26 protein-coding genes and 2 tRNA genes are annotated in these 26,888 nt (G+C 68.8%); 12 read left to right on the plus strand and 16 right to left on the minus strand.

Features of this window, described 5'->3' with window-relative positions; all coding sequences use genetic code 11:
• Positions 1-80: 80 nt before the first annotated feature.
• The 3 genes from KIT25_07075 to selB all read left to right on the plus strand — a co-directional run bounded on the left by KIT25_07075 (position 81) and on the right by selB (position 3,760).
• A complete protein-coding gene (locus KIT25_07075) occupies positions 81-233 on the plus strand; it encodes a hypothetical protein (protein ID UYN96686.1) in 153 nt (50 codons plus the stop codon).
• Between the two features lie 161 nt (positions 234-394).
• A complete protein-coding gene (selA, locus tag KIT25_07080) occupies positions 395-1,732 on the plus strand; it encodes an L-seryl-tRNA(Sec) selenium transferase (GenBank protein UYN96687.1) in 1,338 nt (445 codons plus the stop codon).
• A 129-nt stretch (positions 1,733-1,861) separates the two neighbouring features.
• Entirely contained in the window at positions 1,862-3,760 is a 1,899-nt protein-coding gene (gene selB, locus KIT25_07085) for a selenocysteine-specific translation elongation factor (protein ID UYN96688.1), read from the plus strand.
• On the opposite strand, the gene KIT25_07090 is transcribed toward selB, so the two are convergent.
• Positions 3,757-4,044: a hypothetical protein gene (locus KIT25_07090; protein ID UYN96689.1), complete on the minus strand. Its 288-nt coding sequence runs from the start codon at positions 4,042-4,044 to the stop codon at positions 3,757-3,759. The genes selB and KIT25_07090 overlap by 4 nt on opposite strands.
• A 69-nt stretch (positions 4,045-4,113) precedes the next feature.
• Positions 4,114-4,842, minus strand: a complete 729-nt coding sequence (locus tag KIT25_07095; protein UYN96690.1) for a hypothetical protein — start codon at positions 4,840-4,842, stop codon at positions 4,114-4,116.
• A gap of 93 nt (positions 4,843-4,935) precedes the next feature.
• On the opposite strand from KIT25_07095, the gene KIT25_07100 reads away from it, so the two are divergent.
• From KIT25_07100 to mobB, 4 genes are all read left to right on the plus strand, one after another.
• Positions 4,936-5,031 (plus strand) — tRNA-Sec (locus KIT25_07100).
• Positions 5,032-5,067: 36 nt separating this feature from the next.
• Positions 5,068-5,580 carry a DUF992 domain-containing protein gene (locus KIT25_07105; protein ID UYN96691.1) on the plus strand — a complete coding sequence of 171 codons (513 nt, stop codon included), beginning with the start codon at positions 5,068-5,070 and terminating at the stop codon, positions 5,578-5,580.
• A gap of 66 nt (positions 5,581-5,646) precedes the next feature.
• Positions 5,647-6,405 (plus strand): formate dehydrogenase accessory sulfurtransferase FdhD, encoded by a 759-nt coding sequence (fdhD, locus tag KIT25_07110; GenBank protein ID UYN96692.1) that lies wholly within the window; start codon positions 5,647-5,649, stop codon positions 6,403-6,405.
• A complete protein-coding gene (mobB, locus tag KIT25_07115; GenBank protein UYN96693.1) occupies positions 6,402-6,887 on the plus strand; it encodes a molybdopterin-guanine dinucleotide biosynthesis protein B in 486 nt (161 codons plus the stop codon). Before fdhD ends, mobB begins: the two co-directional genes overlap by 4 nt.
• Before the next feature lies 1 nt (position 6,888).
• On the opposite strand, the gene KIT25_07120 is transcribed toward mobB, so the two are convergent.
• From KIT25_07120 to KIT25_07140, 5 genes are all read right to left on the minus strand, one after another.
• Complete coding sequence (locus tag KIT25_07120; GenBank protein ID UYN96694.1) at positions 6,889-9,780, minus strand: FecR domain-containing protein; 2,892 nt, start codon at positions 9,778-9,780, stop codon at positions 6,889-6,891.
• Between the two features lie 176 nt (positions 9,781-9,956).
• Positions 9,957-11,315 (minus strand): tetratricopeptide repeat protein, encoded by a 1,359-nt coding sequence (locus tag KIT25_07125; GenBank protein UYN96695.1) that lies wholly within the window; start codon positions 11,313-11,315, stop codon positions 9,957-9,959.
• A 71-nt stretch (positions 11,316-11,386) separates the two neighbouring features.
• On the minus strand, positions 11,387-12,382 hold the full coding sequence (locus KIT25_07130; GenBank protein ID UYN96696.1) for a glycosyltransferase: 996 nt from the start codon (positions 12,380-12,382) through the stop codon (positions 11,387-11,389).
• Between the two features lie 154 nt (positions 12,383-12,536).
• Positions 12,537-14,258 (minus strand): dihydroxy-acid dehydratase, encoded by a 1,722-nt coding sequence (locus tag KIT25_07135; protein ID UYN96697.1) that lies wholly within the window; start codon positions 14,256-14,258, stop codon positions 12,537-12,539.
• Positions 14,255-15,379 carry an FAD-dependent oxidoreductase gene (locus KIT25_07140; GenBank protein ID UYN96698.1) on the minus strand — a complete coding sequence of 375 codons (1,125 nt, stop codon included), beginning with the start codon at positions 15,377-15,379 and terminating at the stop codon, positions 14,255-14,257. Before KIT25_07140 ends, KIT25_07135 begins: the two co-directional genes overlap by 4 nt.
• Positions 15,380-15,540: 161 nt before the next feature.
• Here KIT25_07140 and KIT25_07145 point away from each other — a divergent pair, with 161 nt between their 5' ends.
• Positions 15,541-16,131: a cysteine hydrolase gene (locus KIT25_07145; GenBank protein ID UYN96699.1), complete on the plus strand. Its 591-nt coding sequence runs from the start codon at positions 15,541-15,543 to the stop codon at positions 16,129-16,131.
• 1 nt (position 16,132) lies between these two features.
• Here KIT25_07145 and KIT25_07150 read toward each other — a convergent pair whose 3' ends face one another.
• The 3 genes from KIT25_07150 to KIT25_07160 all read right to left on the minus strand — a co-directional run bounded on the left by KIT25_07150 (position 16,133) and on the right by KIT25_07160 (position 16,780).
• Complete coding sequence (locus tag KIT25_07150; GenBank protein ID UYN96700.1) at positions 16,133-16,270, minus strand: hypothetical protein; 138 nt, start codon at positions 16,268-16,270, stop codon at positions 16,133-16,135.
• Positions 16,270-16,434 carry a Flp family type IVb pilin gene (locus tag KIT25_07155; protein ID UYN96701.1) on the minus strand — a complete coding sequence of 55 codons (165 nt, stop codon included), beginning with the start codon at positions 16,432-16,434 and terminating at the stop codon, positions 16,270-16,272. Before KIT25_07155 ends, KIT25_07150 begins: the two co-directional genes overlap by 1 nt.
• A gap of 181 nt (positions 16,435-16,615) precedes the next feature.
• Positions 16,616-16,780, minus strand: a complete 165-nt coding sequence (locus KIT25_07160) for a Flp family type IVb pilin (protein ID UYN96702.1) — start codon at positions 16,778-16,780, stop codon at positions 16,616-16,618.
• A gap of 247 nt (positions 16,781-17,027) precedes the next feature.
• On the opposite strand from KIT25_07160, the gene KIT25_07165 reads away from it, so the two are divergent.
• Entirely contained in the window at positions 17,028-17,834 is an 807-nt protein-coding gene (locus tag KIT25_07165) for a universal stress protein (protein UYN96703.1), read from the plus strand.
• A gap of 37 nt (positions 17,835-17,871) precedes the next feature.
• Positions 17,872-19,353, plus strand: coding sequence for a hypothetical protein (locus KIT25_07170; protein UYN96704.1), 1,482 nt, complete (start codon positions 17,872-17,874; stop codon positions 19,351-19,353).
• Positions 19,354-19,356: 3 nt separating this feature from the next.
• On the opposite strand, the gene KIT25_07175 is transcribed toward KIT25_07170, so the two are convergent.
• From KIT25_07175 to KIT25_07195, 5 genes are all read right to left on the minus strand, one after another.
• Positions 19,357-20,394, minus strand: coding sequence for an AI-2E family transporter (locus KIT25_07175; GenBank protein ID UYN96705.1), 1,038 nt, complete (start codon positions 20,392-20,394; stop codon positions 19,357-19,359).
• A 64-nt stretch (positions 20,395-20,458) separates the two neighbouring features.
• Complete coding sequence (locus KIT25_07180) at positions 20,459-20,674, minus strand: hypothetical protein (protein UYN96706.1); 216 nt, start codon at positions 20,672-20,674, stop codon at positions 20,459-20,461.
• Positions 20,675-20,795: 121 nt separating this feature from the next.
• Positions 20,796-22,064 carry an amidohydrolase family protein gene (locus KIT25_07185; protein UYN96707.1) on the minus strand — a complete coding sequence of 423 codons (1,269 nt, stop codon included), beginning with the start codon at positions 22,062-22,064 and terminating at the stop codon, positions 20,796-20,798.
• Between the two features lie 37 nt (positions 22,065-22,101).
• On the minus strand, positions 22,102-22,476 hold the full coding sequence (locus KIT25_07190; GenBank protein ID UYN96708.1) for a hypothetical protein: 375 nt from the start codon (positions 22,474-22,476) through the stop codon (positions 22,102-22,104).
• Positions 22,477-22,561: 85 nt separating this feature from the next.
• Positions 22,562-22,636, minus strand: a tRNA-Thr gene (locus tag KIT25_07195).
• A gap of 162 nt (positions 22,637-22,798) precedes the next feature.
• Between KIT25_07195 and KIT25_07200 the strand changes: the two genes are divergently transcribed.
• Both KIT25_07200 and KIT25_07205 read left to right on the plus strand, forming a co-directional pair.
• Positions 22,799-23,902: an amidohydrolase family protein gene (locus KIT25_07200; GenBank protein UYN96709.1), complete on the plus strand. Its 1,104-nt coding sequence runs from the start codon at positions 22,799-22,801 to the stop codon at positions 23,900-23,902.
• Positions 23,903-24,048: 146 nt separating this feature from the next.
• A complete protein-coding gene (locus KIT25_07205; GenBank protein UYN96710.1) occupies positions 24,049-25,173 on the plus strand; it encodes a mechanosensitive ion channel in 1,125 nt (374 codons plus the stop codon).
• 18 nt (positions 25,174-25,191) lie between these two features.
• On the opposite strand, the gene KIT25_07210 is transcribed toward KIT25_07205, so the two are convergent.
• Complete coding sequence (locus KIT25_07210) at positions 25,192-26,784, minus strand: ABC transporter substrate-binding protein (protein ID UYN96711.1); 1,593 nt, start codon at positions 26,782-26,784, stop codon at positions 25,192-25,194.
• Positions 26,785-26,888: the final 104 nt, after the last annotated feature.

Consider the following 26,888-nt stretch of genomic DNA (forward strand, 5'->3'; position numbering starts at 1 on the left):
CGCCGCCGACGAATTGAGTGGGTGTCTGCGGCCTTGCGGGACAGGGATCCCGTCCGGCCGGTGGGAATTGGGGGTCTTCCATGACGATCATCGATCGCGCTTTCGCGTTTGCCCGTGTGCTGGCCACCGACGAGTTCGGCGGCGCCTCGACCCGGCTCGCCCTCATGATCGGCCTGTCGGCCTCGGCCGTACTGGTGCTGGTGCGCGTCGGCACCGCCGTCGCCGCCTCCTGAGGCGCCGCGCCGGCGGCTGACGCCGGCCGATTGATCCGGTGCGGAAGCTGGGCCACAGTCCGGCTTCCGAAGAGGGGATCGAACCCGTGTCGCGTGCCGACCGCGCCCAAGGCGCATCCGTGGCCCAATCGACCATTGGGCGTCCGCCATCGATCGACCGCATGGCCGCCTGGCCCGCCCTGGCGCCGCTGCTGGAGCGCGCCGGGCGCAAGCTCGTGATCGAGGTCCTGCGCGGCTGGGCCGAGGCCCGGCGCGGCTCACCCGAGGTCGCCGACGAGGCGGCCTGCGCGCGCTGGTGCGAGGCACGGCTGGCCGACCTGGTGCGGCCCTCGCAGCGCCGCGTCTTCAACCTCACCGGCACCGTGCTGCACACCAATCTCGGCCGCGCGGTGATGGCCGAGGAGGCGATAGAGGCCGCGGTCGAGGCGATGCGCTCGCCGACCGCGCTGGAATACGACCTCGCGGACGGCGGCCGGGGCGAACGCGACGACCATATCGCGCCCTGGCTCTGCCGGCTGACCGGCGCGGAGGCGGCGACCGCCGTCAACAACAATGCCGGCGCCGTGCTGATCGCGCTGGGCGCGCTGGCCGGTGGGCAGGAGGGAAGGGGCCGCGAGGTCATCGTCTCGCGCGGCGAGCTGATCGAGATCGGCGGCGCCTTCCGCATCCCCGACATCATGGCGCGCGCCGGCTGCCGGCTGGTCGAGGTCGGCACCACCAACCGCACGCACCTGCGCGACTACGCCGAGGCGATCGGTCCCGAGACGGCGGCGCTCCTGAAGGTGCATCCGTCGAACTACGCCATCCAGGGTTTCACCAAGTCCGTCCCGGCCGCCGAGCTGGTGCCGCTGGCGCGCGACCGGGGCTTGCCCGTCATCGAGGATCTGGGCAGCGGCACCCTGGTCGATCTCGAGACCTGGGGGTTGCCGCACGAGCCGACGGCGCGCGAGGCGATCGCCGCCGGTGTCGACGTCGTCACCTTCTCCGGCGACAAGCTGCTGGGCGGCCCGCAGGCCGGGCTGATCGTCGGCCGCAAGGAGCTGATCGGCCGCATCGCCAGGAATCCGATGAAGCGCGCGTTGCGCCTCGACAAGGTGCGGCTCGCGGCACTCGAAGCGACGCTGCGTCTCTATGCCGATCCCGAGCGCCTGGTGCGCCGGCTGCCGACGATCCGCGCGCTGGCGCGTCCGGCCGCCGATATCCGCGCCCAGGCCGAACGCCTGCTGCCCGCCTTCGCGTCGGCGCTCGGCGACGGCTTCGAGGCCGGCATCCAGCCGGTGCGCGGGCAGATCGGCTCCGGCGCATTGCCGGTCGACCTGCTGCCGTCCTTCGCGCTCGCCGCGCGGGGCCACGGGCTGCAGAAGCTGGCCGACGCCTTCCGCCGGCTGGCCATTCCGGTGATCGGCCGAATCGCGGACGACACGCTGCTCCTCGACCTGCGCACCCTCGACGACGAGCCCGCATTCGCCGCGCAACTCGAGACGCTCGATGTCGCATAGCCTGTCCCTCCCCGGCGGAGCCGGGGAGGTGTCGCGGTCGAACCGCGACGGAGGGGTCACGACCCCTCCGGCCTTCGGCCACCTCCCCCCGTATGACGCGGGCAGGAGAAGGATGCTGCGGAGATCGGCATGATCGTCGGCACGGCGGGCCACATCGACCACGGCAAGACCGCGCTGGTGAAGGCATTGACCGGCGTCGACGCCGATCGCCTCAAGGAGGAGAAGGCGCGCGGCATCACCATCGATCTCGGCTACGCCTATTCCGACCTCGGCGACGGCCGCCAGCTCGGTTTCGTCGACGTGCCGGGCCACGAGCGCTTTGTGCACAACATGCTGGCCGGCGCCACCGGCATCGACGCGGCGCTGCTGGTCGTGTCGGCGGCCGAGGGCATCAAGCCGCAGACGGTGGAACATCTGCAGATCGTCGACCTGCTCGGCCTCGATCGCGGCCTGGTCGCGCTCACCAAGTCCGACCTCGCCGACGACGACGGGATCCTCGAGCGCATGGCCGAGGTCGAGACGCTGCTGTCCGCGACCTCGCTCAGGGGCGCCGACATCGTGCCCGTCTCGGCGGTCACGGGCCAGGGCATCGACGAGCTCAAGGCCAAGCTCCTGGTTCTCGGCGAGAGCAGGAAGGGCGCGACCGGCCACGCGCGGCTCGCGGTCGATCGCTGTTTCGTGCTCGCCGGCGCCGGCGTCGTCGTCACCGGCACCGTCCATGCCGGCGCGATCAGGGTCGGCGACCATCTCCTGCTGTCGCCGTCCGGCCTCGAGGCGCGCGTGCGCTCGCTGCATGCGCAGAACCGGCCGGCCGAGGTCGGCCGCGCCGGCGAGCGCTGCGCGCTCAACCTGGTCGGCGCGCGCCTGTCGAAGGAATCGGTGCGGCGCGGCGACTGGGTGGTGGGTCCCGAATTGCACGCGCCGACCGACCGCATCGACGTGCGGCTGAAGCTGCTCGCCTCGGAAGGCCAGCCGCTCAAGCACTGGTCGCCGGTCCACGTCCATCTCGGCTCCGCGCACGTCATGGGGCGCGTCGCCCTGCTCGGGGGCGACAGGCTGGCGCCGGGCGGCGAGATGCCGGCCCAGCTCGTGCTCGAGGAGAAGATCGGCGCGCTCGCCGGCGATCGCGTCATCCTGCGCGATCCCTCGGCGACACGCACCCTGGCCGGCGCCGCCGTGATCGATCCGTTCGGCCCGCCGCGCAACCGCCGCACGCCGCGCCGGCTGGCGGAGCTTGCCGCGCTGGCCGAGCCCGACGCCGCGGTGCTGCCCCGGCTGCTGCGGCTGGACACCGGCTTCGTCGAGGTCGCGCGCTTCGGCCTCGCGCGCAATCTCCGGCCGGCCGAGGTCGACGCGCTGCTGGCGGGAGCGGGCGGCGCCCGGCTCGACGGCTTCGGCCTGCTGGCGGAAACGCTCGACGCGGCGCACGCCGATCTCCTCGAGACACTCAAGGCCTACCACGAATCGACGCCCGACACGCCCGGCCTGCAGCCCGAGCGGCTGCGGCTGGCGATGAAGAAGCGCTGGCCGGCGCCGGTGTTTCGCGCCCTGCTCGACCGCGAGGTGCAGGCCAAGACGGTCGTGGTCGACGGGCCGGTGCTGCGCCTGCCCGGCCATTCGCTGAAACTCGGCGCCAGGGACGAGGAGCTGTGGCGCAAGGTCTCGGCCGACCTGATCCGCGAGCGCTACCGTCCGCCGCGCGTGCGCGACTTCGCCGACACCCACGACGTGCCCGAAGCCGACATGCGCCGTCTGCTGCGGCGGCTCGCCAAGATCGGCCGCGTCGTCGAGGTGGCGCCCGACCAGTATTTCCTGCGGCCGGTGGTCGCCGAGATGATCGGCATCGCGCACGCGCTCGGCAACGACTTCACCGCGGCGCAGTTCCGCGACAGGCTCGACAACGGCCGCAAGGTGGCGATCCTGATCCTCGAGTTCTTCGATCGCCACGGCATCACCATGCGCAAGGGCGACATGCGCCGCACCGTGCCGCACAAGCTCGAGCAGTTCGGCCCGCTGCCGAAGGCCTAGACCTTGGCGTCCCAGAAGGCGTCGATGCCGAGCGCCTGGCGCCAGTCCGCGGTGGCCGCCGCCTTCTGGTCCTCGAGCGGGATGCCGCTGCCGTCGGCGACGCGGGTGATGGCATCGAAGCCCGCGATCACCGCCGCCGCATCGACCATCGCCGCCTCGCCGAGGACCCTGGCCACGCCGGCGCGCGCCGCCTCCAGCGAGGCATCGCGACCGATCGCGGCATCGGCGAAGGCGTTGAGTTCGGCCTCACCGCGCACGCCGACACCGCTGCCGTCGCGCATCACGCCATCGAGGCTGTAGTCCGTCCCGCCGTGTCTTCCGCTCGCCCGGAGCAGGGCCAGATGGCTGGTCGTTCAATAGGTACATCGGTTGAGCACCGCCACGCGTGCCGCCAGCATTTCGATCTGGGCGTGGTCGATGGCGCGATACTCGCGCCCGAAATCGCGCATGGCGGCGTTGGGCAGGTACATGCATTCGAACATGTCCCAGAAGGCCATCATCGCCTCGGGCACCAGGCTGAGCGAGCGCTGCACGTTGCCGCCGATCCGGCCGGCGATGGCATAGAGCGGCGGGTCGTCGGCCGCCACGTCCTCGGGCGCCAGGGTCGCCATCCAGGCGAGCCCCTCGCGGGCGCCGGGCGGCCGGCGGCGCGACGGCTGGCCGTCCCGCGCCGCGGCCAGCGGCCGAAGCGGGTGCCCCAACGCGTGGTCGAACGTGTCGACCGCCGTCGCGATGGCGACGACGGCGAGCAGCTCGACATAGCGGGCGTCCTCGAGGCCGTCGCGCAGCAGCGCCTCATACCAGCCGCGCGACAGCCGCCCGGGGTCGGCCACCAGTCGATGGATCGCCTCGACGGCAGCCGGCGCGAGATCGGTGCAGGCCTCGTGAGAACCCGTCACGGCGGCCGGCGACAGCGCCGCCTTGCGCCGGGCGCAGAGCACGCAACCGCGGGCGTGCCGCGTCTCGCGCGCGATCGCCAGCCGCTCGGCGCCGGTCCACCAGACGCCGGCATGCCCGAGGGACTGCCAAGCCGCGTCGAGTGCGGCAACCAGATCGTCACGAACGAGGCGAGGATGTGTCATCGGCGGCGAGAATGCGCCGCACCTGCGCGGGCGGCAAGACGCGGCATCGCGACCGGCGTGACATGCCGGGTGTTCTGAGGAATTATCGCCGGCGGAGGGGAAGCGCTCCCGGTGGGGCGGCTGGCCTTCAAAGCCAGAGAGGGCCGCCAGACGGTTCTTAGTGGGTTCGACTCCCACTCTCTTCCGCCAATTTTCTCGGCCGCACGGGCCGAAGGGAGCATCAGCATGAAGCGTTCGGTTCTGGCGGCAGCGGTCGCCGCGTTGTCGGTCGGCATGGTTTCCGGCGTCGCCACCCTGGCCCAGCCCGCCGCGCCGGGCACCTCGCAGGCGGCCGGCAAGTCGGGCGTCAATGTCGGCTCGCTCACCTGCCGGGTCGCCGGCGGCATGGGTTTCGTCTTCGGCTCGTCGAAGGATCTCGACTGCCTGCTGGCGCGGACCGACGGCGTCGCCGAACGCTACACCGGCACCATCAAGCGCTTCGGCGTCGACATCGGCTTCACCAAGGAAGCGCACGTCGTGTGGCTGGTGTTCGCGCCAGGCAGCATCGCGGCCGGCGCGCTGGCCGGCGACTATGTCGGCGCCACGGCGGCCGTCGCGGCGGGCCTCGGCCTCGGCGCCAACGTGCTGATCGGCGGCAGCAGCAAGCAGATCAGCCTGCAGCCGGTCAGCGTCGAGGGCAGCGTCGGCCTGAACGTCGCCGCCGGCGTCGCCGAGGTGACGCTGAAGGCCGCCAAGTAGGCGGGCGCCGCGCGCGTGGGCGGGAGCGGGCCCGAGAGCGGATCGGTCCAGCGCCGCGCGCACCGGATGACGGAGGCGGGCGCCGTCGCGTCCGACGAGATCGTCGCCGAGGAAACGGCGGTCGCGCTGGTCTACAACGGCGTCAGCCACGCGGTGATGATGGCGACGCCCTGCGACCTCGAGGATCTCGCGCGCGGCTTCTCGCTGACCGAGCGCATCGTCGAGGCGGCGTCCGAGATCTTCGACGTCGAGATCGAGCCCGCGGGCCGCGGCATCGAGGTCCGGCTGCGCATCGCCGGCCAGCGCATGGCGGCGCTGCAGGAGCGCCGCCGCAACCTCGCCGGCCGCACCGGCTGCGGCCTGTGCGGCGTCGAGAGCCTCGAGGCGGCGCTGCGGCCGGTGGCCGTCGAGACCGGCACGTCCACGGTGTCGCGGCGCGCCGTCGAACGGGCGATGGCGGCGCTGCCAGCCGAACAGCGCCTCAACGGCGTCAACGGCGCCACCCATGCCGCCGGCTGGGCCGATGCCGACGGCCGTCTGCTGGCGGTGCGCGAGGATGTCGGCCGCCACAACGCGATCGACAAGCTGGCCGGCGCGCTGACGCGCGGCACCCTCGCCGGCGACGGCTTCGTCGTCGTCACCAGCCGATGTTCCTACGAGATGGTACAGAAGGCGGCTGCCATCGGCGCCTCGGCCATCGCCGCCGTTTCTGCCCCGACGTCGCTCGCCATCGAGACCGCCGAGCAGGCGGGCATCGCGCTGGTCGCCTTCGTGCGCGAGGGCCGGCTCACGGTCTACGCCCATCCCGAGCGGATCGTCGCGTGAGGCCCGTCGTCTTCGGCGTCGCCGGCTGGAAGAACGCCGGCAAGACCACCCTGGTCGAGCGGCTGGTCGGCGAGTTCGTGCGTCGCGGCTGGCGGGTGGCGACGATCAAGCACGCCCATCACGACGTCGACATCGACCGGCCGGGCCGCGATTCATGGCGCCATCGCGCGGCGGGCGCGAGCGAGGTCGCGCTGGTCGGCGGGCGGCGCTACGCCATCCTGCGCGAGCAGACGGAGCCGACGCTCGAAGAGGTGCTGGCCCGGCTGGCGCCGGCCGACTTCGTGCTGATCGAGGGGTTCAAGCGCGAGCGGCATGCGAAGATCGAGGTGCGCGGAACGGCCGACGCACCATCGCTCGCCGCCGCCGATCCAAACGTCGTCGCCATCGCCGCCGACGAACGGCCGTCCGACGACAGGCTCCCCTGGTTCCGCCGCGACGACATCGCGGCAATCGCCGATTTCATCGCCGGGCGGACCGGCTGACTTACGGCTGCTTCTGGCCCGCGAAGGTGCCGGCGGCCTGGTAACCGCTGCCCGAGACCTGGAAGCTGCCGGCCTGGCCGGCGACGGGATTGCCGGGGGCCTGGAAGAACGCGCCGTTGAGCGAGCCGGTGCGCCCGGCGCCGTTCGACAGGTTGCCGCTGGCGAACTGCACGGTGCTGCCGACCAGCGCCGCCGTGCCGTTGTAGGTGTGACCGTCGAAGTTCTGGATCTGGACGGTGCCGGTCTGTGATCCCCAGTTCCAGCCGCCATTGTAGATGCCGGCGGCGGTGTACTGGACGCCGTTGTTGTTCACGTTGCCGACGGCGTGGCCGGTAAAGGTGGCCGTGCCGGTGTTGGGCAGGCTGGCGAAGTTCGACAGCGTGCCGGCGACGTAGGTGGCGAGGTGCACGCGGTCGCGGCCGCCGACATTGTAGGCGGCACCGCTGTCGTAGCGGATGTCGCCGCCCCACCAGCCCCAGGTCAGGAACTCGCAGGTGCAGCGCTGCACGCCCTGTTCGGCAAAGAACATGTCGACCGGGGCGGCACCGTAGCTGACCATCGAGGTGCGCGACGTCACGCCGGTCGCCGAGCCGCCGACCGTGGTCGTGTTGCTGAGCGTCCCGGCAGGCCGGTCGCGCACGCCATAGACGTTGTCGTCGATGAAGGCACTCGTGCCCGAGCTGCTGCCGGTCAGCGCGCCCAACTTGAACTCGGCGGAAACGCCCGTGTCCCAGGTGGCGACGGTGAAGGTCGCCGCGGCGCGATTGGTCGAGGCGTCGGTGCCCAGCGAGAAGTCGGTGGGGCTTTCGGTGGCGATGGCGCGGGTCGAGAAGGTGCCGCCGCTGCTGCGCTGCTCGACGAGGCCGCCGACGAAGCCGCCGTCCAGCGTCTGGGTCGTGCGGGTCTGCCCGATCGGACCGGGCGACGTCTTCTGGGCCGAGGTGACGGAGTAGTAGTCCTGGCCATTGAGATTGTTGTAGGGCTGGTCGAAGGAGGCCTGCGGCGTACGGACCGTTTGCACGCCCGTCGGGTTGATGAGGTCGGGCGTGAAGGTGGTCTGTACCCGGTCCGGCGTCAGAACGAGGGACGTGCCGCCCTCGCCATACATGGCGTTGCCGTTGCCGGTGTCGGCCGTGGAGATGGCCGACGTCATGCGGCCGATCTGGCCCGACGAATCCGTACGGTAACTCGCATTGTAAGCGCCGGAGAGCGAGATGCCGTTGTCGATCACCGGGCCGCCGTTGTTGGTGACGTCGCGGAAGAAGATGCCGGTGAAGACACCCATGTACGACTGTTGCGTGGCGCCGGTGCCGCTGATGGCGATGGTGGCCTGTAGCGCCGTCGATCGCGTGTCGGGTACCGCCTGCCCCAGGGTGGCACTGATGCCCGGCGAAAAGGCGGCGAGCAGCGGCGACACCGACGCGGCGCTCAGCAGGGCCGGATTCTCTCCCACCGTCTCGCGAGCGAACGGCAGTCGCATGGGGTTGCCGAGGTCGGTCAGCGAATAGGCGCCGATGCCGGAGGTCGGGAAAGTGTTCACCGCCGTCGGCGTGCCGCCGAACAGGCCGACCTGCTCGGTGCCAAGATCGAAGATGTAGGCGAAGAAGGTGCCGTTGGCGTCGACGAAACCCCTGCCATTGGTCAGGGTCTGGCCCAGTATCTGCATCGTCCCGACATTGAAGCCGTTGGCGAGCGTGTTCTGCTGCCATGGCAGGGTGATGGTGCCGCCGTTGGGGCCCGGCACGGCGATGTCGATCGTCTGGATGGGTGGCGTACTGGTGCTGGTCGTGGTGGGGGTGCCGGCGGTCGTGACCGTCGTGGTCGTCGTGGTGCTCTCCGAGGTCTGTTGACCCGTCGGCGCCAGAGGCCGGTTCTGGTCATTCGGCACCGGCGAAATCGCCAACGTGGTGTTGTTGAAGGTGGTGTAGAGCGGATGGCCGAGGAGCCGGCCGGCCGTGCCGCGCGTGACGATGACCTTGGTGGTGGTGGTCGTGGTCGTCGTCGTCGTCGTATTGGCAGCCTGCTGCTGCTGGCCCGACACGTTCGAGTTGGTCAAAGGATTGTCGTTGCCCAGCGGATTGGGCGGCCCGCCCGAAATCGGCCCGGGACCTCCGCCGGGCGGTTGGCCGCCTTGTGGGCCCTGCCCGGAGTTCTGCTGCCCGAAGTTCTGGGCGCCCGCGTCGGCGTTGCCGCCGGCGCCGCCCGGACCGCCCGACCCCTGGCCCGATCCGCCGCCGCCCGATCCGCCGCCGGTGCCCTCGAGCTGCGAGATCTGGTTGCTGAGGGCGCCCTGGCTCACCAGCGTCGGCGCTCCTGGAGGCGTGCCGAGGTTCGTCGTCACCTGGCTGCCCGGGCGCGTCGTGGTCACGGTCTGGGTCTGGCTGGTGACGGTCATCGCGTTGCCGAACACGAAGGTCGAGGTGGTCTGGGTCGTCGTGACGTTCAGGATCGTGATGCCGCCGCGGATGCCGATCGTGCTGGACGGCGTGTTGATGGTGATCGGGTTCTTCTTGCTGATTCTCCCGCCGACCAGCCGGAACACGCCCTTGCCGGCCGTGACGGCGAGATCGCCGGTCTTGGTCGCCGGATCGTAGACGAAGCGGTCGATGGTCAACTGGGCGTTGGGGCCGACCGTCAGCGAGGTGCCGTCGAGGAAGACGAGATGAGCGCGGTCGTTGGCCTGGGTGGTGATGATCTCGTTGGCCTGCACGTCGAGGCCGATGCGCAGCACGCGCTCGTTCTCCTGCGGCGGCTTGCCCAGCGGATCGCCATCCGTGGCCGAGGTAACGCCGACGCGGGCCGCGACAGGCGCCGCACTCAGAAGAACGAGAGCGGTCGTGCCAAGCAGGACTGCCCGGGACAGCGACGACGAACGTGCGATACCTCGTGCCATTTGGCCCCCTCAGCGCACCCCGCGCTGCCTTCTACCGCGTCGCCGAGAACGTGCCTGCCGGCACGGTCGGCGTCTGGATAAGGTTCATGGTCCCTGCAAAATATGGCGTACCTGTGGCCGCGACGGAACGGGCAACGCCGAGCGTGATCACCGACCAAGCCTCCTTCGGACGGGCATCAGAAACGCCAGCCGACACCGAACATCACGTTATTATTGTCGAACGCGTAGTTGGGCAATGTGGCGGTTCGCACAAAGCGGCCACCGGACAGGGTGAAGGTGGTGCGCTCGTCGAGCGGCACCGAGAACACGAGATTGAGCACCGAATCGAGCTGCCGGCGCTGCGTATTGGGGTCCACCGTGATGTCGGGCGCGTCGTAGCGCCACCACTGGTAGCCGTAGGACAGGGTGATGGTCCAGGGCAGCGCCGTCTTGAACAGGGGGTCGTCGAAACGGAACGACACGCCGCCGCCGGCGCCCCACAGCTCGTAGTTCTGCGACAGAACCTGGTCGGTCTGATAGCGTGTGACGTTGCCGGTCGCGAACAGCGAGACCAGCGGCGTCAGCAAATACTGGAAGGTGGTCGAGCCGGCATACTCCATGCCGCGGAACTGGCTGTTGGTGGTCAGGTACCAGGTGTCGGTGTGGTCGTGGCGGCGGAAGACGAAGGTCGAGGTGTTGCGCAGCTGGTCGAGCAGCAAAACGGCGGCCTCGAGGCCGGCGCCGTAGCTGCCGTAGTAGGGCGTGTCATTCACCCAGATGTGACCGGCGGTGCCGAACGGCTTCAAGGTCACGTCCTCGAAGATGCCGTCGAAGACCTGGAAACGTGGACCGCTCGTGAAGTCGAGCAGGGCGACGTTGGCCTGGGTGAGGGTGAACTGGCGGTTGGCGTAGGCGGTGAGCTGGCTTTCCAGCGCCGAGCGGTCCTGTCGGCCGAAATCGTAGCGATGGCGGATCTGCACGGAGCTCACGATGCCCCAGTCGGGCGCGCCGACCGACGACTGGTTGAGGTTCGCGGTCTGGCCGAACAGCCGCACGCTCGACGTGGTCGGGCCGAGATTGGCGTTGCTCTGATAGCGCCAGCCGAGGAACACCTCGCCGGAGAGGGTCGAGCGCTTCTGCCGGCTCTCGACCTCGGCCATGAAGGTCTGCGCACGGCTGCGCACCTCGGCCGGCAGGTTGGGCGACGCCAGCGCCCTCTCGAGATAGGTGCGCGCGACTTCGTACGAGCCGAGCCGGTAGTAAAGAACGCCGAGTTCGAGTCGCACGCGCGGCAGCTCGGGATTGATCAGCAGCATGCGCTCGAGCGCCGAGATCGCGCCTTCGAGATCGCCGGTCTGGGTGGCGAGCGTGGCGAACTTGAACAGCACGTCGAGGTCGGCTGGCCGACGCAGCATCTCCTCGAAGGCCGCGTCGTACTGGCTCTCGAGTTCCTTCGGATCAGCCGGTGCCTGGGCGTGCGCGACATGCGCGAGCCCAACGCCGAGCAAGCCCCCGAGAATGGCGAGGAGGCGCCATAGGTGCTTCACCTGTGCCAATACGCTTTGCTCCCCAACAACCTGATAATACAAGCAAAGCAGGATTGCCGACAATGACGCAGAGGGCGTGCCTATACCAGCCAGCTGCGCAGAATCATGAACCACGCACCCAGTTTATGCATTCGCGATGCACGCATGCGCAGCACCATGCGCCTGTATTGGCGCTCGCCGAGCGCCGCCACGAAGCGGTCGCGCTGGTCGACCATGGCCGCCAGCATGCGATCGAGCATGCGGGCGTGCGTGTCGCCCCAGTTGCGGGCCGACAGGTGAAGTCGTCCTCCCAGTACCGGATTGTCGGCGGCGCCGTTGCGGCCATGCAGACGGTATGAGTAGAGCGGCTCGTCGATCAGCAGCGAGCCCGCCACCATCTGGGCCATGACCACGACGTAGAAATCCATGTGCAGGCGGAAGGTCTCGTCATCGGCCGGAAAGACGAGGTCGATCAGCGAGCGCCGGAACATCATGGACGAGGTCGAGACCCAGACCCAGTGCACGACACGCCTGGTGTAGAGCCGGTACGGCGTCTGCGTGCGCCACGCCGCCGTGCCGTTCGCCGTGTCGATGGCCGGAACGCGTGCCGGATCGACCGGCTGGAAGGCGCGGTCGCGGTCGGCCCAGCCGCGGTCACGGCCGAACCAGTACACGCCGCCGGCGATCAACGCGCCCTGTCCGTCGATCAGGCGCGCATTGCAGGCGGTGAAGCCGACCGCATAAGTCTCGTTGAGATGCGCGGCGAGGTGGCGCTCGAGGAAGTCCTCGCGCCAGAGATCGTCGGAATCGAGAAAGCAGACGAACGGCGCCTGCGTCGCCGCCAGCCCGCGCCGGGTCGCGCCGGTCTGGCCGACATTCCTGTCGAGCCGGATCAGCCTGAAGCGCGCGTCCGCCAGTTCGTCGAGCGCACGCTGGACAACGGCGGCTGAATCGTCGGTCGAGGCGTCGTCGACGACCACGCATTCGAAGTCGCGCAGGGACTGCCGCGCCACCGAGCGGATCGCGTCGGCGACATAGTCACGGCAGTTGTAGCAGGTGACGACGACCGAAATCCTCGGGAGCTTGCCCTCGCTCATATGCAGGCCTTCCTCCCCAGCTCTGCCGGGGAGGTAGCGGCGTCATATGCCGACGGAGGGGTCATGATCCGTTGTCGGGGTGACGCACGACCCCTCCGTCGCGGCGTGACCGCGACACCTCCCCATGGGAATGGGGAGGGAAATGAGAGTCTGGTCATCCCTTCGCCGGTCCGAGAAAATCGAAATCGACGCCCTCGTCGGCCTGCAGCACCTCGCGCTGGAAGAGGCCCGAGTAGCCGCGCCCACTGCCGGGATGGGGGGCGGGCGGCTTCCACGCCTTGCGGCGCTTCGCGAGCTCCCTGGCGTCGACCAGCAGTTCGAGCCTGCGCTTGGGCACGTCGAGCGCGATGCGGTCGCCCGTCCTGACGAGCGCGAGCGGCCCGCCGACCGCGGCCTCGGGCGCCACGTGCAGGACAATGGTGCCGAAGGCGGTGCCGCTCATGCGCGCGTCGGAGATGCGGATCATGTCCTTCACGCCGGCCCGCGCGAGCTTCATCGGGATGGGGAACGAGCCGGCCTCGGGCATGCCCGGCGCGCCCTTCGGCCCGGCATTGCGCAGCACGAGGATGTCGTCGGCCTTGACGTCGAGCCTGGGGTCGTCGCCGCGCGCGGCGAGATCCTCGAGCGAATCGAACACCACGGCGCGACCGGTGTGGGTCATCAGAGCGGGCGAGGCGGCGGCGTGCTTGATGACGGCGCCGCGCGGCGCGAGGTTGCCGCGCAGCACGGCCATGCCGCCGGTCGGCTTGATCGGGTCCCTGGGCGTGCGGATCACGGTCTGGCCGGGGACGATCTCGGCGGCATCGACCACCTGCCGGAGCGTGCGGCCCTCGACGGTCTTCGCCCTGAGATCGAGGTGCCGGGCGATCTCGCGCATCAGCCGCGAATTGCCGCCGGCCCAGTGGAAGTGCTCCATGTAGTGGTCGCCCGACGGCTTGAGATCGACCAGCACCGGCACCTTGCGACCGATGGCGTCGAACTCCTCGAGCTCGATCTCGATGCCGAGACGCCGCGCCACGGCGGTGAGATGGACCAGCGCGTTGGTCGAGCCGCCGATCGCCTGCAGCACGGTGAGAGCGTTGCGGAAGGCCGCCCTGGTCATGATCTCGCTGGGACGCGGGCCCTGCTTCCTCGCCATCTCGGCGGCGAGCCGACCACTCGCCTCGGCGACCCTCAGCCGGTCGGAATGCGTGGCGGGGATCGAGCCCGAGCCCGGCAGGCCCATGCCCAGCGTCTCGACGATGCAGCCCATGGTGCTCGCCGTGCCCATCACCATACAGGTGCCCTTGGTCGGCGCCAGCCGCTCACTCACCCGCTCGATGTCGGCCTCCGAGAAGGTGCCGGCGCGATACTGGCCCCACAGCCGGCGGCAGTCGGTGCAAGCGCCGAGCACTTCGCCCTTGAAGTGGCCGACCAGCATCGGCCCGACCGGCAGCACGACGGCCGGGCGGTCGGCGCTCGCCGCGGCCATGAGCTGGGCGGGCAGGGTCTTGTCGCAGCCGCCGATCAGCACGACCGAGTCCATCGGCTGGGCGCGGATCATCTCCTCGGTGTCGATCGACATGAGGTTGCGCAGGAACATGCTGGTCGGGTGGGAGAAGCTCTCGTGGATCGACACGGTCGGAAAGACCATCGGCAGCGCGCCGGCCAGCATCACGCCACGCTTCACCGCCTCGATCAGATCGGGCACGTTGCCATGGCAGGGGTTGTAGTCGGAGAAGGTGTTGGTGATGCCGACGATCGGCCGGTCGAGCGCGTCGTCGGAATAGCCGCCGGCCTTGATGAAGGCCTTGCGCAGGAACAGCGAAAATCCGGCGTCGCCGTAGGTGGCCAGGCCCTGGCGCAGGCCGGTGGCCTTCTTCTTCTTGGTCGTCATGGGTTAGGTGTAGCGCCTTCCAGGCCGGCGGCCCAGCGGGCATGCCGCTCGGGGTCGCCGTCCTCGGCGATGGTGCGGCCGAGTTCGAGCCCCATCACGGCGCCGAACTTGAAGCCGTGGCCGGAGCAGGGCGACATCAGCCAGCCTTTGCGCCCGAGCTTGCGCACGACGAAGCGCTCGTCCTCGGTGACGGTGTAGAAACAGACCTTGAGCCGGTCGACCTGCCAGCGCTCGAAGCCGCGGATCAGCGTCCGGCAGCGGTTGAGCAGGGGGCGCATCTCCTCCGGGCGTGCCTCGCGCGGCGCCGACGGATCGCCCGACCGGCTGAATTCGTGGTCGCCCACCTTCATGCCGCGACCGTCCATGGGCGGCACCAGATAGAGGCCGACCTCGCCGGTCTTGTCGATCACCATCGGGCCGGTCGACCAGGCGGCGCGATCGGCGTCGGGCAGACGGAAGTAGATCACCACCTGGCGCGACGGCACGAGATCCTTCGACCAGTCGGGCAGCAGCCGGCCGACCCAGGCGCCGGCCGCGACCACGATCGTGTCCGCGCCGTGGACGGCACCGGCCGAGGTGACGACGCGCCCGTTCTCGAGGTCGACGGAGCGGATCGGCGTCTCGGTATGGAAGCGAACATTGGCCTGCCGGCCGAGATGCGCGACGAGTGCGGCGACGATGTCCTGCGCGAACAACACGCCGCCGGTGTCGAGCCAGAAGGCCCGCTCGACGCCCTGCGCATCCAGCGCCGGGAAACGCCGGGGCAGCTCCGTCAGGGCGAGTTCCGCCATCGGCCGGCCGATGGCGGCCATGACGCGGGCGGAACGCTCGGCCCAGTCGGCGCCGTTGCCGGTCAGCGCCAGCGTCCCCGTGCGGGCGTAGAGGCGCTGGCCGATGTCGCCCCACAGCAGCTCCCACGCATCGAAGGCCTTGTCGATCATGCGCGCATATCCCGCGTGATCGCCGTAGGGATGCCGGATCAGCCGATGCTCGTCCATCGACGAAGCGAGCGGATTGGGCAGCGCACCCTGCTCGAACAATTCGACCGTGTGTCCCGATCGCGCGAGTGCCCAGGTCGTGCAGAGACCCATCACGCCGCCACCAACGACAATCGTTTTCATTCCACGAAGCCTTCCATCCGCACTGACGTCGGCGTCAGGCATCACATTCATGATAACGATGAGTTGCACTTTTCGACATGTGGTAGTTCTTGCAAATGGGCGGCGGTTGAGCGTTGATGCGCCGGATGCTTGCACAACCGTAGTGAGTTGAGGAAAACCACATGGCGATGACCATGCTGCAGATGGCCGGGGCAACCCCCTCTCCGGCGACAATGGCGGACGGCGTTCTTCTGATCATCGATGCGCAACGCGAATATACCGACGGGTTGCTGCCGCTCGCCGGCGTCGGCGCCGCGGTCGATGCGCTGGCCGGCCTGCTCGACAAGGCGCGCAAGGCCGGTGCCCCGGTCGTCCATGTGCGCCATCAGTCCAAGGGCAAGGCCTTCAACCCCTCGTCGAGCGGCTACGAGATCGTCGCCGCGCTGGCGCCGCGCGCCGGAGAAGTGATCGTCGACAAGGGGCTGCCCAACGCCTTTGCCGGAACCGATCTTGCCGGGCATCTCGGAGCGACGGGTCGCAAGAACCTGATCGTCGGCGGCTTCATGACGCATATGTGCGTGTCGGCCACGGTGCGTGCGGCGACCGACCACGGCTTCATGAGCACCGTCGCCGCCGACACGGTGGCGACCCGCGACCTGCCGGACGCCACCGGCGACGGGACGATCGGCGCGGAGTCGATCAATCGCATTACCCTGGCCGCTCTATCCGACCGCTTCGCCTGGATCGTTCCGAGAGCGGCGCAGATCGCCTGAGTCAGTTCGGCGGATCGGCGACCTGGGCGATCAACGCCACGGCGGCGATCGCCCCCAGCAGCATCAGCGAACTGTAGCCGAAGGCGCCGCCGCGCCGGTCGGCGAGAAGCTGGCGCGCGAGGATGAAAAGGTCGGTCATCACGTCATCGCGTTGGCGGCCGGCCCGAGCATGTTCAGCACGTTCTGCCCGACCAGCGACATGCCGCCGATCGCCGCCGAAGCGATCAGGAAGACGATCAGCGTGTACTCGATCGCCGTGGCCGCCTTGCAGTCGGCCAGCAGCTTGCGCAGGGTCAGCAGCATCGTTGGCGCTCCGCGTGGTTCGCTCACACTAACCTCGGGCGGGGCGGTTGGGGCTGTAACAATGGTAAAGTTTGTCGCCGCAGCGGGGAGGGCTTGAATCGAAAAGGGCGGCCCGTGTCCGGACCGCCCCTTTATCTTTCGATCGGTGTCGGCGGATTGTCCGACCCGCCGCAGACGCCGATCAGGTCATCGCGTTGGCGACGTTGCTCAGCACGTCGTCGACCTTGTTGCCGACGGTGCCCATCGCGGTGATCGCGGCGACGGCGATCAGCGAGGCGATCAGCGTGTACTCGATCGCGGTGGCACCCTTCTCGTTCTTCATCAGACGGCGGAAGATGGACAGCATGTGTATCTCCAAGAAAAATGAACTGACGACACGCCTGCACCGAAGCGTCCGCCGGGTCTGGGGCCCGTCGGAACGGTCGGAGCGTGCGCTGGGCCGCAATACGCCCCCATATCTCACCCAATGAGTGAAATACGGTCCTTAAGCTATTGGGATACAGGACAGATTCAATACGTGTATTGTATCAAACGCATCCTGCTCCGGTGCGTCGCCCAGCCGTGGTATCCTGCGAAAAACAGGGGCGCTTGGCATGAAATCGATTCTGACAATGGCGTGGACGGCGGAAGACCCCGCCGCCTTCGATCTGGCGGCCAAGTTGGCGCGTACCTTCGGGGCGCGGCTGGTCGGTCTCGAGCCGCCGTCCTACGGCGTGATGAGCATGGCGTGGGCGGATGCGGGCATGGGCGCGCCGATCGGCGGCGGACTGGCCGAGGACGCCGAGGAACGCCAGCGCATTGCCGCGGTGAAGGAGGCGTTCGAAACGCGTGCCGCCGGCATCAAGGCGGAATGGCGGACGGCCGACGACAGCGGGCCGACGGCGATCGGGACGATCGGCCGCGCTTTCGACCTGATCGTGATGCCGCAACCGGGCCCGCTGCCCAAGATGCCGGAGAGCGTATTCGAGACGGCGCTGTTCGATTCCGGAAGACCCGTCCTCGTCGTGCCGACGGGTTTCAACGGCATGGTCGGCAGGCGCATTTTGTTCGCCTGGAACGGTTCGACGGAAAGCGCGCGCGCCATCTCGCTCGCCATGCCGGTGCTGGGCGGAGCCGAGTCGATCGACGTGCTCAGCGTCGACGGCGCCATGGTGCCGGGCCCGACTTCGGCGGAGATCGCCGAGTCGTTGCGCAGCCACGGCCTCAACGTCACCAGCCAGCACGTCAAGCCGGGCAGCCGCACCGCGGGTCAGACCATCGTCGACACCGCCGTCGCCGGTGGCTGCGACCTGATCGTGAAGGGCGCCTACACCCAGAGTCGCCTGCGGCAGATGATCTTCGGCGGCATGACCCGCCATCTCATCCTCAGTTCGCCGCTGCCGGTCCTGTTCTCGTACTAGCCGTCGAGCCGTCGGCGCGGTCGTGCCAGGGAGCGCCATGATTTTCGGCGCAAGGCTTTGGATCGTGTCGGGCGCGGTCGTGCTCGCGCTCGCCGTCGCGGCGCTCGCGATCTTCGGGCCATGGGACGGCGCCCGGCCGATCGACGGACCGACGGTGGGCGAGAAGCTCGCCGCCTTGCGCACCGAGCGCGCCAGCCTGCAGGCGCGGGCCGCCGGCGAGGCGCGGATCCGCCTGTTGCCGGCGTTCCGGATCGCCGGCCTCCTCGGCGACGCCCTGGCCGCGCGCGGCGAGCCCGACCGGGAGCGCGCTTTCGCGCAACTGGTGCCGATGCGCCGCGACGCCTTTGCCGAACTCGATGACCTGAACGTGGCGTTGAGGGACGCCCTCGCCCGGCCGGAGGCCGGCATGACCGCGGCGGTGCGGGTTGCGGCGGAACGAGCGGCGGCCGCGCTGGAGCGCCTGGCCGGTGCGGACGCCATGCCGCTGGTGCTGCAATACACGCCGCGCTTCGTCAGCCCGCGCCGTGCCGCCGCGGAGCTGCCGCTGCAGCCGTCGACGTCGGCCGCGGCGCCGTCGGCCGGCGCGGTGCGTCTGGCACCGGGCGGCGACCGCGCCGAGACCGCTTTCGGTCACACGGTGCCGCGCTATGTGCCGCCGTTCGCGACCGTGCGGGAGGACGATCCGCCGATCGAGGTCGAGATCGTCGGCCTGCATCTCGCGCCCGGCGCGACCCAGCTTCCCGTGCTCGCGATCGGCAAGTGGCGTGGCGAAGCCGAGGTGGCGCCGGAGAGGTTGCGCTTCTCCGTGCCCCGCCACGCCTTCGCCTCGGACGCCACGCGGGCCAACTTCGCCACCGGGTCGCTCTTCGTGCGCGGCGGCGCGCAGCTCGCGTCCTTCGAACTGCTGTTCGTCGTGCTGCCGGATCGCCCGGGTTCGTTCGCCCTCGACCAGAAGGTGACCGAGGCCGTCACCGAGTCGAAAGTGCTGGTTTCCCCGGAAATCCTCGCCCGCGGCGGTGCCGGCGAGGCGCGGACGGTCCGGCGCTGCTTCGATCCGCCCGAGGGATGGGCGTTCGACAAGGAGCGCCGGCGTCTGCTCGTCGTCGAGCGGCTGGGATGGGCCGACGACATTCCCGATACGACGCTCAATTCGGGCACGGCCGAGTTCGCCGCCGACGAGCCGGCCCATCAGATCTGCGTCGTCGTGACGGCGAAGCCTGTGACGAAAACGGCCCGCGCTGCCACCATCGGCCGCTTCGAGGTGACTCTGGTCCGCGAGCGCGACGAGGTGCGGCCGGTGCGCAGCGGCATCCGGGGGCTCGACTGGCGCGAGGCGGTGCGCGTGCCGATCGAGGGGCAGGCACAGGAGTGGAAGCTTTATCTGCAACTGTTCGACGAGATCGAGCGCGAGTTCAGCGGCACTGTGCCCTCCGCGCTGCCGTTCCTGCGCATCGCCATCGAAGGGCAGGGCGATGCGCGGACCATGGTCCTCACCGCCGATCCATTGGCCGAGCCCTGACGCTCAGCCCTCGGGTACGTCTCCCTGGGCCGACAACAGGATCGCCACCGGCCGGGTGGTCTCGAAATGGGCCAGCACGATCAGCAGGACGACCATGATCGGCACGCACAGGAACATGCCGACCACGCCCCAGATCGATCCCCACACCATCAGGGAGACGATCACCACCAGCGGAGACAGGTTGAGCGACCGGCCCATGATCGCGGGCTCGATGACGTTGGCCATCACGATCTGGATGGTGCCGATGACGAACAGGACGATCAGGAATGGCGTGAGATTGTCGAACTGGACCAGGGTGAGGAGCGCCGGGGCGACGATCGCCAGGATCGAGCCGATGGTGGGGATGTAGTAGAAGAAGAACACCATGACCGCCCAGAAGCCGGCGAAGTCGACGCCGACCCAGGCCATGACCAGATAGGCCATCGCCGAGGTGAGGACGGCGAGGGTGGTCTTGATGCGCACGTAGATGCGGATGTCGCGGTCGATCTGGTCGAGCACCGAGCGGACGCGCGCTTCGCGCGCGTCGCTGGCGAAGATCATCGACAGTTTGCGGCTGAAATGGACCTGCTCGACGAAAAGGAAGCCGGCGTAGATGAGCACGATGCCGGCCACGCTGACGACGTTGGCGGTCGCGGCGGCGATGCCGCCCAGCGTGTCGGCGAGGCTGAGGTGGGCGAACAGTTCGGTGATGGTCGGCGCCTGGCCGAAACCAATCAGGCCAGCCCCTTGGTTGATCAGGTTCTGCAGTCGGATTTCGTATATCGGCGCCGCCGCCGCGACCGCGGTGACGTTGCTGCCGATGGTCTGGCCGAGAATCCAGACCAGCCCGCCCATGATGCAAAAGGCGCCGAGCAGCGCCAGCGGCCGCGGGACCCTGAGGCGGCCGAGACGCGGCTTCTCGATGGCGTCTGCGAGCGCATCGATCATGTACCAAAGCGTCAGGCCGAGGACCAACGGCAGCAGCAGGCCGCGACCGGCGACCAGCAGGTACATCGTGGCGGCGATCACGATGGCCCACAGGGCCGCGCGCTGCAGAGTCATGGCGCGATTATAGCCCGCCGCGCGATCGACTGTCGCGTCGCTCGCCGCATGGCGGGCAGAGACACTAGGGTTCGGCAGCCGCCGCGCATCGGAGCGCGGCCCGTCCGCGCGCGGTGAGTTCCACCCGGTGTTCGCCGCGCGCGCCCCGACATTGGCGCACGAGATCCTCGGCCCGGGCGTCTTCCCACACCGGAAACCGCGGGCAGGAACTCTTCCATGCCTCCATGACGTCCTCGCGCGTGCGAGGGCGGTCGGCGATCCACTGCAGGAACTGGATCATGATGAGGCTGGGACGCGTCTCCATATCATCACCAGTGTGGGTCCGCGATGCCGTGCGTGCGCATGTGCCGTCTCCCCATCCCGCCATCCATCCTGCGACCGGCCCTCGCAGGACGCAACATTCACATGACGCGTGTCAGATGCGGCGTTCCTTCGCACGGCCGATAGCGCGTGCCGCCCTTCATCACGAAGGCGAAACGCCTGTTGTCCTGCAGGACGCGCACGTCGGCGAGGGGATCGCCGTCGACCAGCAACAGGTCGGCGAGATAGCCGGGCTTTACGAGGCCGAGCTCGTGGCCGCGCCGCATGACACGACCGCCGATGCGCGTCGCCGCCTGCAGTGCTTCACTCGGCGTGAATCCGAAATGGGTGACGAAGTGCTCGAGGTCGCGCGCGTTGGTGCCCTGCGGATTCACCGCGAAGCCATAGTCGCCGCCGACCAGGATCGGGATGCCGCGGCGGCGCATCTCGGCGTGGGTCCGGCAGCTCGCTTCGTAGAGCGGCTTCAGTCGCTCGAGATAGAGCCGGCCCTGCGGGCTGTTGTCGCCGCGCAGGCTGGCCATTCGGCTGACGATCAGGCCGAAGGCCGGGCCGGTGAAGATGCGGTCCTTGGCCGCCTCGAGGAGATCGAGCGCTTCCTCGTCGGCAAAGTCGCAGTGATAGATGATGTCGACGCCGTGGCGCAGCGCGAGCTTCACCGAATCGGAGGCGCGCGCGTGCGCCGCCACGCGCCGGCCGATGGCGTGTGCCGGTTCGACGGCCGCCTGCACCTCGGCATCGGTCATGACCGCAGCTTCCGACGGCGCCGACTCGGTGCCGGGATCGCCCGAGATGTTGATCTTCACGATGTCGACGCCCTCGCGCAGGCAGAGCCTCGCCATGCGGCGCACCTCGTCGGCGCCATCGACCCCGATGCCGAAGCTTTGCTGGTGAAGATGATGGCGACGGCCGTCGCCCAGACCGCCCGTTACGGTCAGTTCGGGGCTGGCCGCCAGCAGGCGCGGGCCGTCGATCATGCCCGAGTCGATGGCGTCGCGGATCGCCACGTCGATCCGTACCTTGGCGGCCGCCGCCGAGCAGGCGCTGGTGAAGCCCGCCGCCAGCAGCTTGCGCGCGGCGTCCATGGCGAGCAGCGCATGATCCTCCGGCGCGATCTCGCCGAGGGCGGTACCCCGCGCCACGTCGACGAACGAAAGATGCGAGTGTCCCTCGACCATGCCGGGCATCAGGAACCTGCCGCCGGCATCGATGCGTTCGACACCGTCGGCAGCGACCGGCTCGGCGTGCGGAGCCACGGCGGCAATGCGCTCGCCATCGACCAGAACCTTGCCGGCAAACGGCGCGGCTCCGCTGCCGTCCCAGACTCTCGCATTGTCGATCAGCAGCCTCATCGTTCCCCCCATCCTGCCGACGCGACGCGGCCGGCCATCAGCCGCCGGGCACGCTGTCGAGCCACCGGCGCGCCTCGTGCAGTTCGCCGAATATCTTGATCGGACGCTCGGCCGAGGCGAGCGTGGTGAAGAGGCGTGCCCTCGCCACGGCCTCGGGTGTCGCGGCCACGATCGCCAGCGGCCCCATCCTTGCGGTCACGGCATAGGCGCTGATGCGCGCGCCGAGCTGCATGATGTCGTTGTCGCCGAGCGCCACCTCGGCATGACTGAGGTCGAAGATCTTGCGATAGCCCATCGCCTCCTTGACCACGACCTCGTCGAGATAGAGCTCGATATCCTTCAGCGTCAGCGTTTCCTTGGCGATGGCGACGACGAGGCGCGTGGGATGCGAGATAGTGAGATGAATTGGCATGTCGCGGGGCGGATCGGCCGGTCCGACTATGCCGGAATGGAGCGTGGCGCCACAAGTACGACATGGATCGCGTGTGATGGGTGGATGGTGCTGCCGGACAGGATTGAACTGTCGACCTCTCCCTTACCAAGGGAGTGCTCTACCACTGAGCTACGGCAGCGCCGTCGGACGCGGCGCGGGTATGCCACAGGGTTCCCGGGTGTTCAACCGCTGCCGCCCCCCGAAACGGCCGGTCTTGTCCGCTTGCGATGGCGCGCGGCCGGAGCCTACCATTCACTTCAAGCAAGGCGGCGGCACGAACCTGCCGCCGGGAGGAAACCGCATGGACTGGCGCCCGATCTCCGCCGATTCTCACATCACCGAGCCGCCCAATTGCTATCGCGACAACATCGATCCGGCATGGCGTGACCGAGCGCCCCATCTCACCACCCTCGACGGTGTCGGCGACACCTTCGTGGTCGATGGAATGAAGACTCCGATCCCGCTCGGCCTCATCGCCGCCGCAGGGATCGACCCCAAGGATATCCGCATCGGCGGCGCCAAGTGGGAGGACCTGCATCGCGGCGGCTGGGATCCGAAGGTGCGGCTGGCCGACCAGGACCGCGACGGCGTCGGCGCCGAGCTGATCTATCCGACGGTCGGCATGCTGATCTGCAACCATCCCGACTACGACTACAAGAAGGCCTGCTTCGACGCCTACAATCGCTGGCTTCAGGAGTATTGCAGTCATGCGCCGGACCGGCTGATCGGGCTCGGCCAGACGGCGATGCGCTCGGTCAAAGAGGGCATCGCCGACCTCGAGCGCATCAAGGCGATGGGCTTCAAGGGCGTGATGATGCCCGGCAATCCAGGCGAGAAGGACTACGACGACCCGATCTACGATCCGTTCTGGGAAGCGGCGATCGCGCTCGAGATGCCGTTGTCGTTCCACATCCTCACGACGTCGGGCGACAACACGCTGGCAAAGCCGCGCGGGCCGAAGATCAACGGCTTCCTGTCGATCATCCGCGGCTGCCAGGACATCATGGGCATGCTGGTCTATTCCGGCGTGTTCGAGCGGCACCCCGAGCTACGCATCGTCTGCGTCGAGGCCGACGCGGGCTGGGCGCCGCACTTCATGTACCGCATGGATCATGCCTACAAGCGCCATCGCTACTGGATGAAAGGCAAGGAACTGCAGCGCCTGCCGTCGGAGTATTTCCGCGAGAACATATCCCTCACTTTCCAGGACGACTGGACGGCTTTCCTGTTCGCCGACCGCCTGGGGGACCGGCAGCTCATGTGGGCCTCGGACTTCCCGCACTCCGATTCGACCTGGCCGTGGAGTCAGGACGTGATCCGCGAGCAGACGGCTCACCTCACCGACGCGCAAAGAAAGCGCATCCTGCACGACAACGTCGCCGAGCTGTACAAGCTCGCCGCCTGAGGCCGTACGCCGGCGGAGGGCAGCGCGGCCCCGCCCCGGTTGCCTCGTCGCACAAGGACTGTATTTTGACCCGACGGCCCGCGATCGGGAACCGGCGCTGCCTTCGTTTCGTTCGGCGGTACCGCGCCGTCCACTAGCGTCAACAGGTGCGCATGAGCCTCGGCGATCTCTTCACCATCCTGCGCCAGCAGACCGACTGGCTCCATTCCTGGTTGATCGCGGCGGTCGTGCTGTCGCTGGCGGCGCTGCTTGCCCTGGTCCTGCACGGCTGGGCGACGCGCCTGCTGCGCCGACTGACGCGGCAACAGCACGAGTTCCTGCGATCGCTGATTTCGGCGACGATGGGCCTCACGCGCATGGCTGCCGTCATCACGGCGCTGGCGATCGCCATGCCGTTCCTGCCGATCGACCCGGCCGTGCGCGAGACGGTGGCGCACGGGCTCGTCGTGGCGCTGATCGTTCTGCTCGGATGGGCCTCCACCGCCGCCATCGGGCTCGCTTCGGACTTCTACCTGAGGCGCTCCAACTTCGATTCGTCGGGCGATCCGATGGCCCGCAAGCACGTCACGCAGATCAGTGTGCTGCGCCGGACCGCCGCCACCCTGGTCGTCGTCGTCACCGCGGCGGCGGCCCTCATGACTTTCGAATCGGTACGCCAGTACGGTGTCAGCCTGATCGCCTCGGCGGGGGCCGCCGGCCTGATCGTCGGTCTGGCGATGCGGCCGCTGCTCACCAACATGTTTGCCGGCATCCAGATCGCCGTCACTCAGCCGATACGCATTGGCGACGCGGTGATCGTCGAGAACGAATGGGGCTGGATCGAGGAAATCACAGGCACCTACGTCGTCATCAAGATCTGGGACTGGCGACGCATGGTGGTGCCGCTCACCTATTTCCTGGAGAAACCGTTCCAGAACTGGACGCGCCAGAGCACCGACCTGATCGGTGTCGTGATGTTGTGGGTCGACTACACGGTGCCGGTGCCCAGGGTGCGCGCCAAGCTCGAGGAGGTCGCCCGCAGCAGCAGGCTGTGGGACGGTCAGGTCGTCAACCTTCAGGTCGTCGAGACCAGTGATCGCGCCATCCAGTTGCGCGCGCTGGTAAGTGCCCGCACTTCACCCGAGGCTTGGGACCTGCGCTGCGAGGTGCGCGAGAAGCTGATCGGCTGGCTGCAGGAGGAGTATCCCGACGCGCTGCCCCGGCAGCGTGCCGAGCTGCTGGGCGTGCCCGCTGCGGCGCTGCACGGCCATGTCCCGCGCCCCGCCTCATAGAGAGGCGAGGGGATCGGCTCACGGGCGGTCGAGCCAGACGTCCTCGAAGCGGAAGCCGTTGTAGATGCTGTTGACCATGTTCACATAGCCCCTGACGTGGGGCTGTTGGCAGGTCGTCGCGCGGTTCCAGTAGAGCGGCGGGCGGGCGCCGTCGGCCAACAGCCGCACGTCGATCTCGTTGACCAGCTTGCGGCGCTTCGCGGTGTCGGTTTCCCGCGATTGCTGCTCGAACAGCCTCTCGAGGTCCTGGTTACAGTATCCCGTGTAGTTGCGCGCCGAGCCGCAGGCGAAGTTCTCGAACAGATTCTGGTCGGGGTCGTCGATGCCGTTGCCGGTCGCGTTGACGCCGAGCGCGAATTCCTTGCGGCCGAGCCGGTTGAACCACAGCGACGTCTCGACCATTTCGAGCTCGGCGTCGATATGGATGTCGCGGAGCTGCGACTGCAGCAGCTCGGCGGGCTCGCGATAGAGTGGCAGGCCGCGTGTCGAGATCTTGAACTTGAGCCTGTTGTTGGGCCCGTAGCCGAGCCCTTCCATGATGCGGCGCGCTTCGGCGCGGTTCTGCTGCACATCCGGGCCGAAGCCCGGCAGGGTCGCCAAAGTCTCCGGCGGCAGACCCCAGATGCCGTCGATCGGCGGCTGCATGGTGCCGCCGATCTCTGCGGTGCCCTGGGTCAGCGCCTCGACGAAGGCCTTGCGATCGATCGCCAGCAGCAACGCCCGGCGGATCTCCGGCCGGTTGAAGGGCGGCGCGCTGCGATTGACGAGCAGGTTGAGGTTGAGGTTCATCGACGTCGTCTCGCAGATCGCGGTCGGCGCCTCGCGCTTGATCAGCCGCAGGTCCGTCGGCGTCACCTCCCAGGGGAAGGTGAGATCGAAGCGGCCCGCGACGAAGCTCAGGATGGCCGTCGAGGGCGTGTTGACGACGGTGAATTCGATGCTGTCGAGGTAAGGGCGGCCCCGGCGCCAGTAGTCGCCGTTGCGGACCACGCGCACGTACTGGAATTCGTTGAAGATCGCCAGCTTGAACGGGCCGGTGCCGATCGGGCGGCTGCGCATCTGCGTCGGCGAGACGTGGCAGGGATACATCGGCGAATAGCCCGAGGCGAGCATGGCGAGGATCGAGGGCTGCGGCCGAATGAGGTGCAGCGTCACCTCGTAGTCGTCCTTCATGCTGACGTGACTGAGGTTGTCGTACCACGAGCGACGTGGATTGCGGCGTAGCCGCTGCGGCGCCTTGTCGGTCAGCAGGTCGAAGGTGCAGAGCACGTCCTTGGCCGTGAACGGCCGGCCGTCGTGCCACTTCACGTCCTCGCGCAGCTTGAAGGTGAGCTCAGTCATGGCCGGGCTCCACCGCCATTCGGTGGCCAGCTCGGACCGGATCGTCTGCGCGCTGTTCTGCGCCTCGTGCTGGTCGTAGATGACCAGGTTGTTGAAGAGCGGCATGAACGGCACGACCGTCGAGATCGTGGCCTCCTCGTGGATCGACGCGCTCGGCGGGTTCTCGCGATGATACACGCGCAGCACGCCGCCGTTCTTCTGCGCGAGTGCCTCGGCGTTTGCACACAAAAGGGCGGCCAAGATGCCGCCCAGACCAATCATCAGCCGCATGCTGCCCCTTGAACTCCATCGCGCCCGCGGCACCGGGCGTGCTTCCGTCACCTATACTACACGTTCGGCCCGACAGCGGCGAGCCGCATGTACAATGGAGACAA

Source organism: Enhydrobacter sp. (assembly GCA_025808875.1).
GTDB lineage: Bacteria > Pseudomonadota > Alphaproteobacteria > Reyranellales > Reyranellaceae > Reyranella.

What these genes read in the sequence shown, in the direction of transcription:
- KIT25_07105 (UYN96691.1), top strand. Translation starts at nt 5,068, where the DNA reads ATGAAGCGTTCGGTTCTGGCGGCAGCGGTCGCCGCGTTGTCGGTCGGC.
- KIT25_07210 (UYN96711.1), bottom strand. Translation starts at nt 26,784, where the DNA reads ATGCGGCTGATGATTGGTCTGGGCGGCATCTTGGCCGCCCTTTTGTGT.
- KIT25_07120 (UYN96694.1), bottom strand. Translation starts at nt 9,780, where the DNA reads ATGGCACGAGGTATCGCACGTTCGTCGTCGCTGTCCCGGGCAGTCCTG.
- KIT25_07155 (UYN96701.1), bottom strand. Translation starts at nt 16,434, where the DNA reads ATGCTGCTGACCCTGCGCAAGCTGCTGGCCGACTGCAAGGCGGCCACG.
- selB (UYN96688.1), top strand. Translation starts at nt 1,862, where the DNA reads ATGATCGTCGGCACGGCGGGCCACATCGACCACGGCAAGACCGCGCTG.
- KIT25_07160 (UYN96702.1), bottom strand. Translation starts at nt 16,780, where the DNA reads ATGCTGTCCATCTTCCGCCGTCTGATGAAGAACGAGAAGGGTGCCACC.
- KIT25_07180 (UYN96706.1), bottom strand. Translation starts at nt 20,674, where the DNA reads ATGATCCAGTTCCTGCAGTGGATCGCCGACCGCCCTCGCACGCGCGAG.
- KIT25_07075 (UYN96686.1), top strand. Translation starts at nt 81, where the DNA reads ATGACGATCATCGATCGCGCTTTCGCGTTTGCCCGTGTGCTGGCCACC.
- KIT25_07095 (UYN96690.1), bottom strand. Translation starts at nt 4,842, where the DNA reads ATGACACATCCTCGCCTCGTTCGTGACGATCTGGTTGCCGCACTCGAC.
- KIT25_07145 (UYN96699.1), top strand. Translation starts at nt 15,541, where the DNA reads ATGGCGATGACCATGCTGCAGATGGCCGGGGCAACCCCCTCTCCGGCG.
- KIT25_07185 (UYN96707.1), bottom strand. Translation starts at nt 22,064, where the DNA reads ATGAGGCTGCTGATCGACAATGCGAGAGTCTGGGACGGCAGCGGAGCC.
- KIT25_07200 (UYN96709.1), top strand. Translation starts at nt 22,799, where the DNA reads ATGGACTGGCGCCCGATCTCCGCCGATTCTCACATCACCGAGCCGCCC.
- selA (UYN96687.1), top strand. Translation starts at nt 395, where the DNA reads ATGGCCGCCTGGCCCGCCCTGGCGCCGCTGCTGGAGCGCGCCGGGCGC.
- KIT25_07135 (UYN96697.1), bottom strand. Translation starts at nt 14,258, where the DNA reads ATGACGACCAAGAAGAAGAAGGCCACCGGCCTGCGCCAGGGCCTGGCC.
- KIT25_07130 (UYN96696.1), bottom strand. Translation starts at nt 12,382, where the DNA reads ATGAGCGAGGGCAAGCTCCCGAGGATTTCGGTCGTCGTCACCTGCTAC.
- fdhD (UYN96692.1), top strand. Translation starts at nt 5,647, where the DNA reads ATGACGGAGGCGGGCGCCGTCGCGTCCGACGAGATCGTCGCCGAGGAA.
- KIT25_07170 (UYN96704.1), top strand. Translation starts at nt 17,872, where the DNA reads ATGATTTTCGGCGCAAGGCTTTGGATCGTGTCGGGCGCGGTCGTGCTC.
- KIT25_07150 (UYN96700.1), bottom strand. Translation starts at nt 16,270, where the DNA reads ATGACCGACCTTTTCATCCTCGCGCGCCAGCTTCTCGCCGACCGGCGC.
- KIT25_07140 (UYN96698.1), bottom strand. Translation starts at nt 15,379, where the DNA reads ATGAAAACGATTGTCGTTGGTGGCGGCGTGATGGGTCTCTGCACGACC.
- KIT25_07165 (UYN96703.1), top strand. Translation starts at nt 17,028, where the DNA reads ATGAAATCGATTCTGACAATGGCGTGGACGGCGGAAGACCCCGCCGCC.
- KIT25_07190 (UYN96708.1), bottom strand. Translation starts at nt 22,476, where the DNA reads ATGCCAATTCATCTCACTATCTCGCATCCCACGCGCCTCGTCGTCGCC.
- KIT25_07175 (UYN96705.1), bottom strand. Translation starts at nt 20,394, where the DNA reads ATGACTCTGCAGCGCGCGGCCCTGTGGGCCATCGTGATCGCCGCCACG.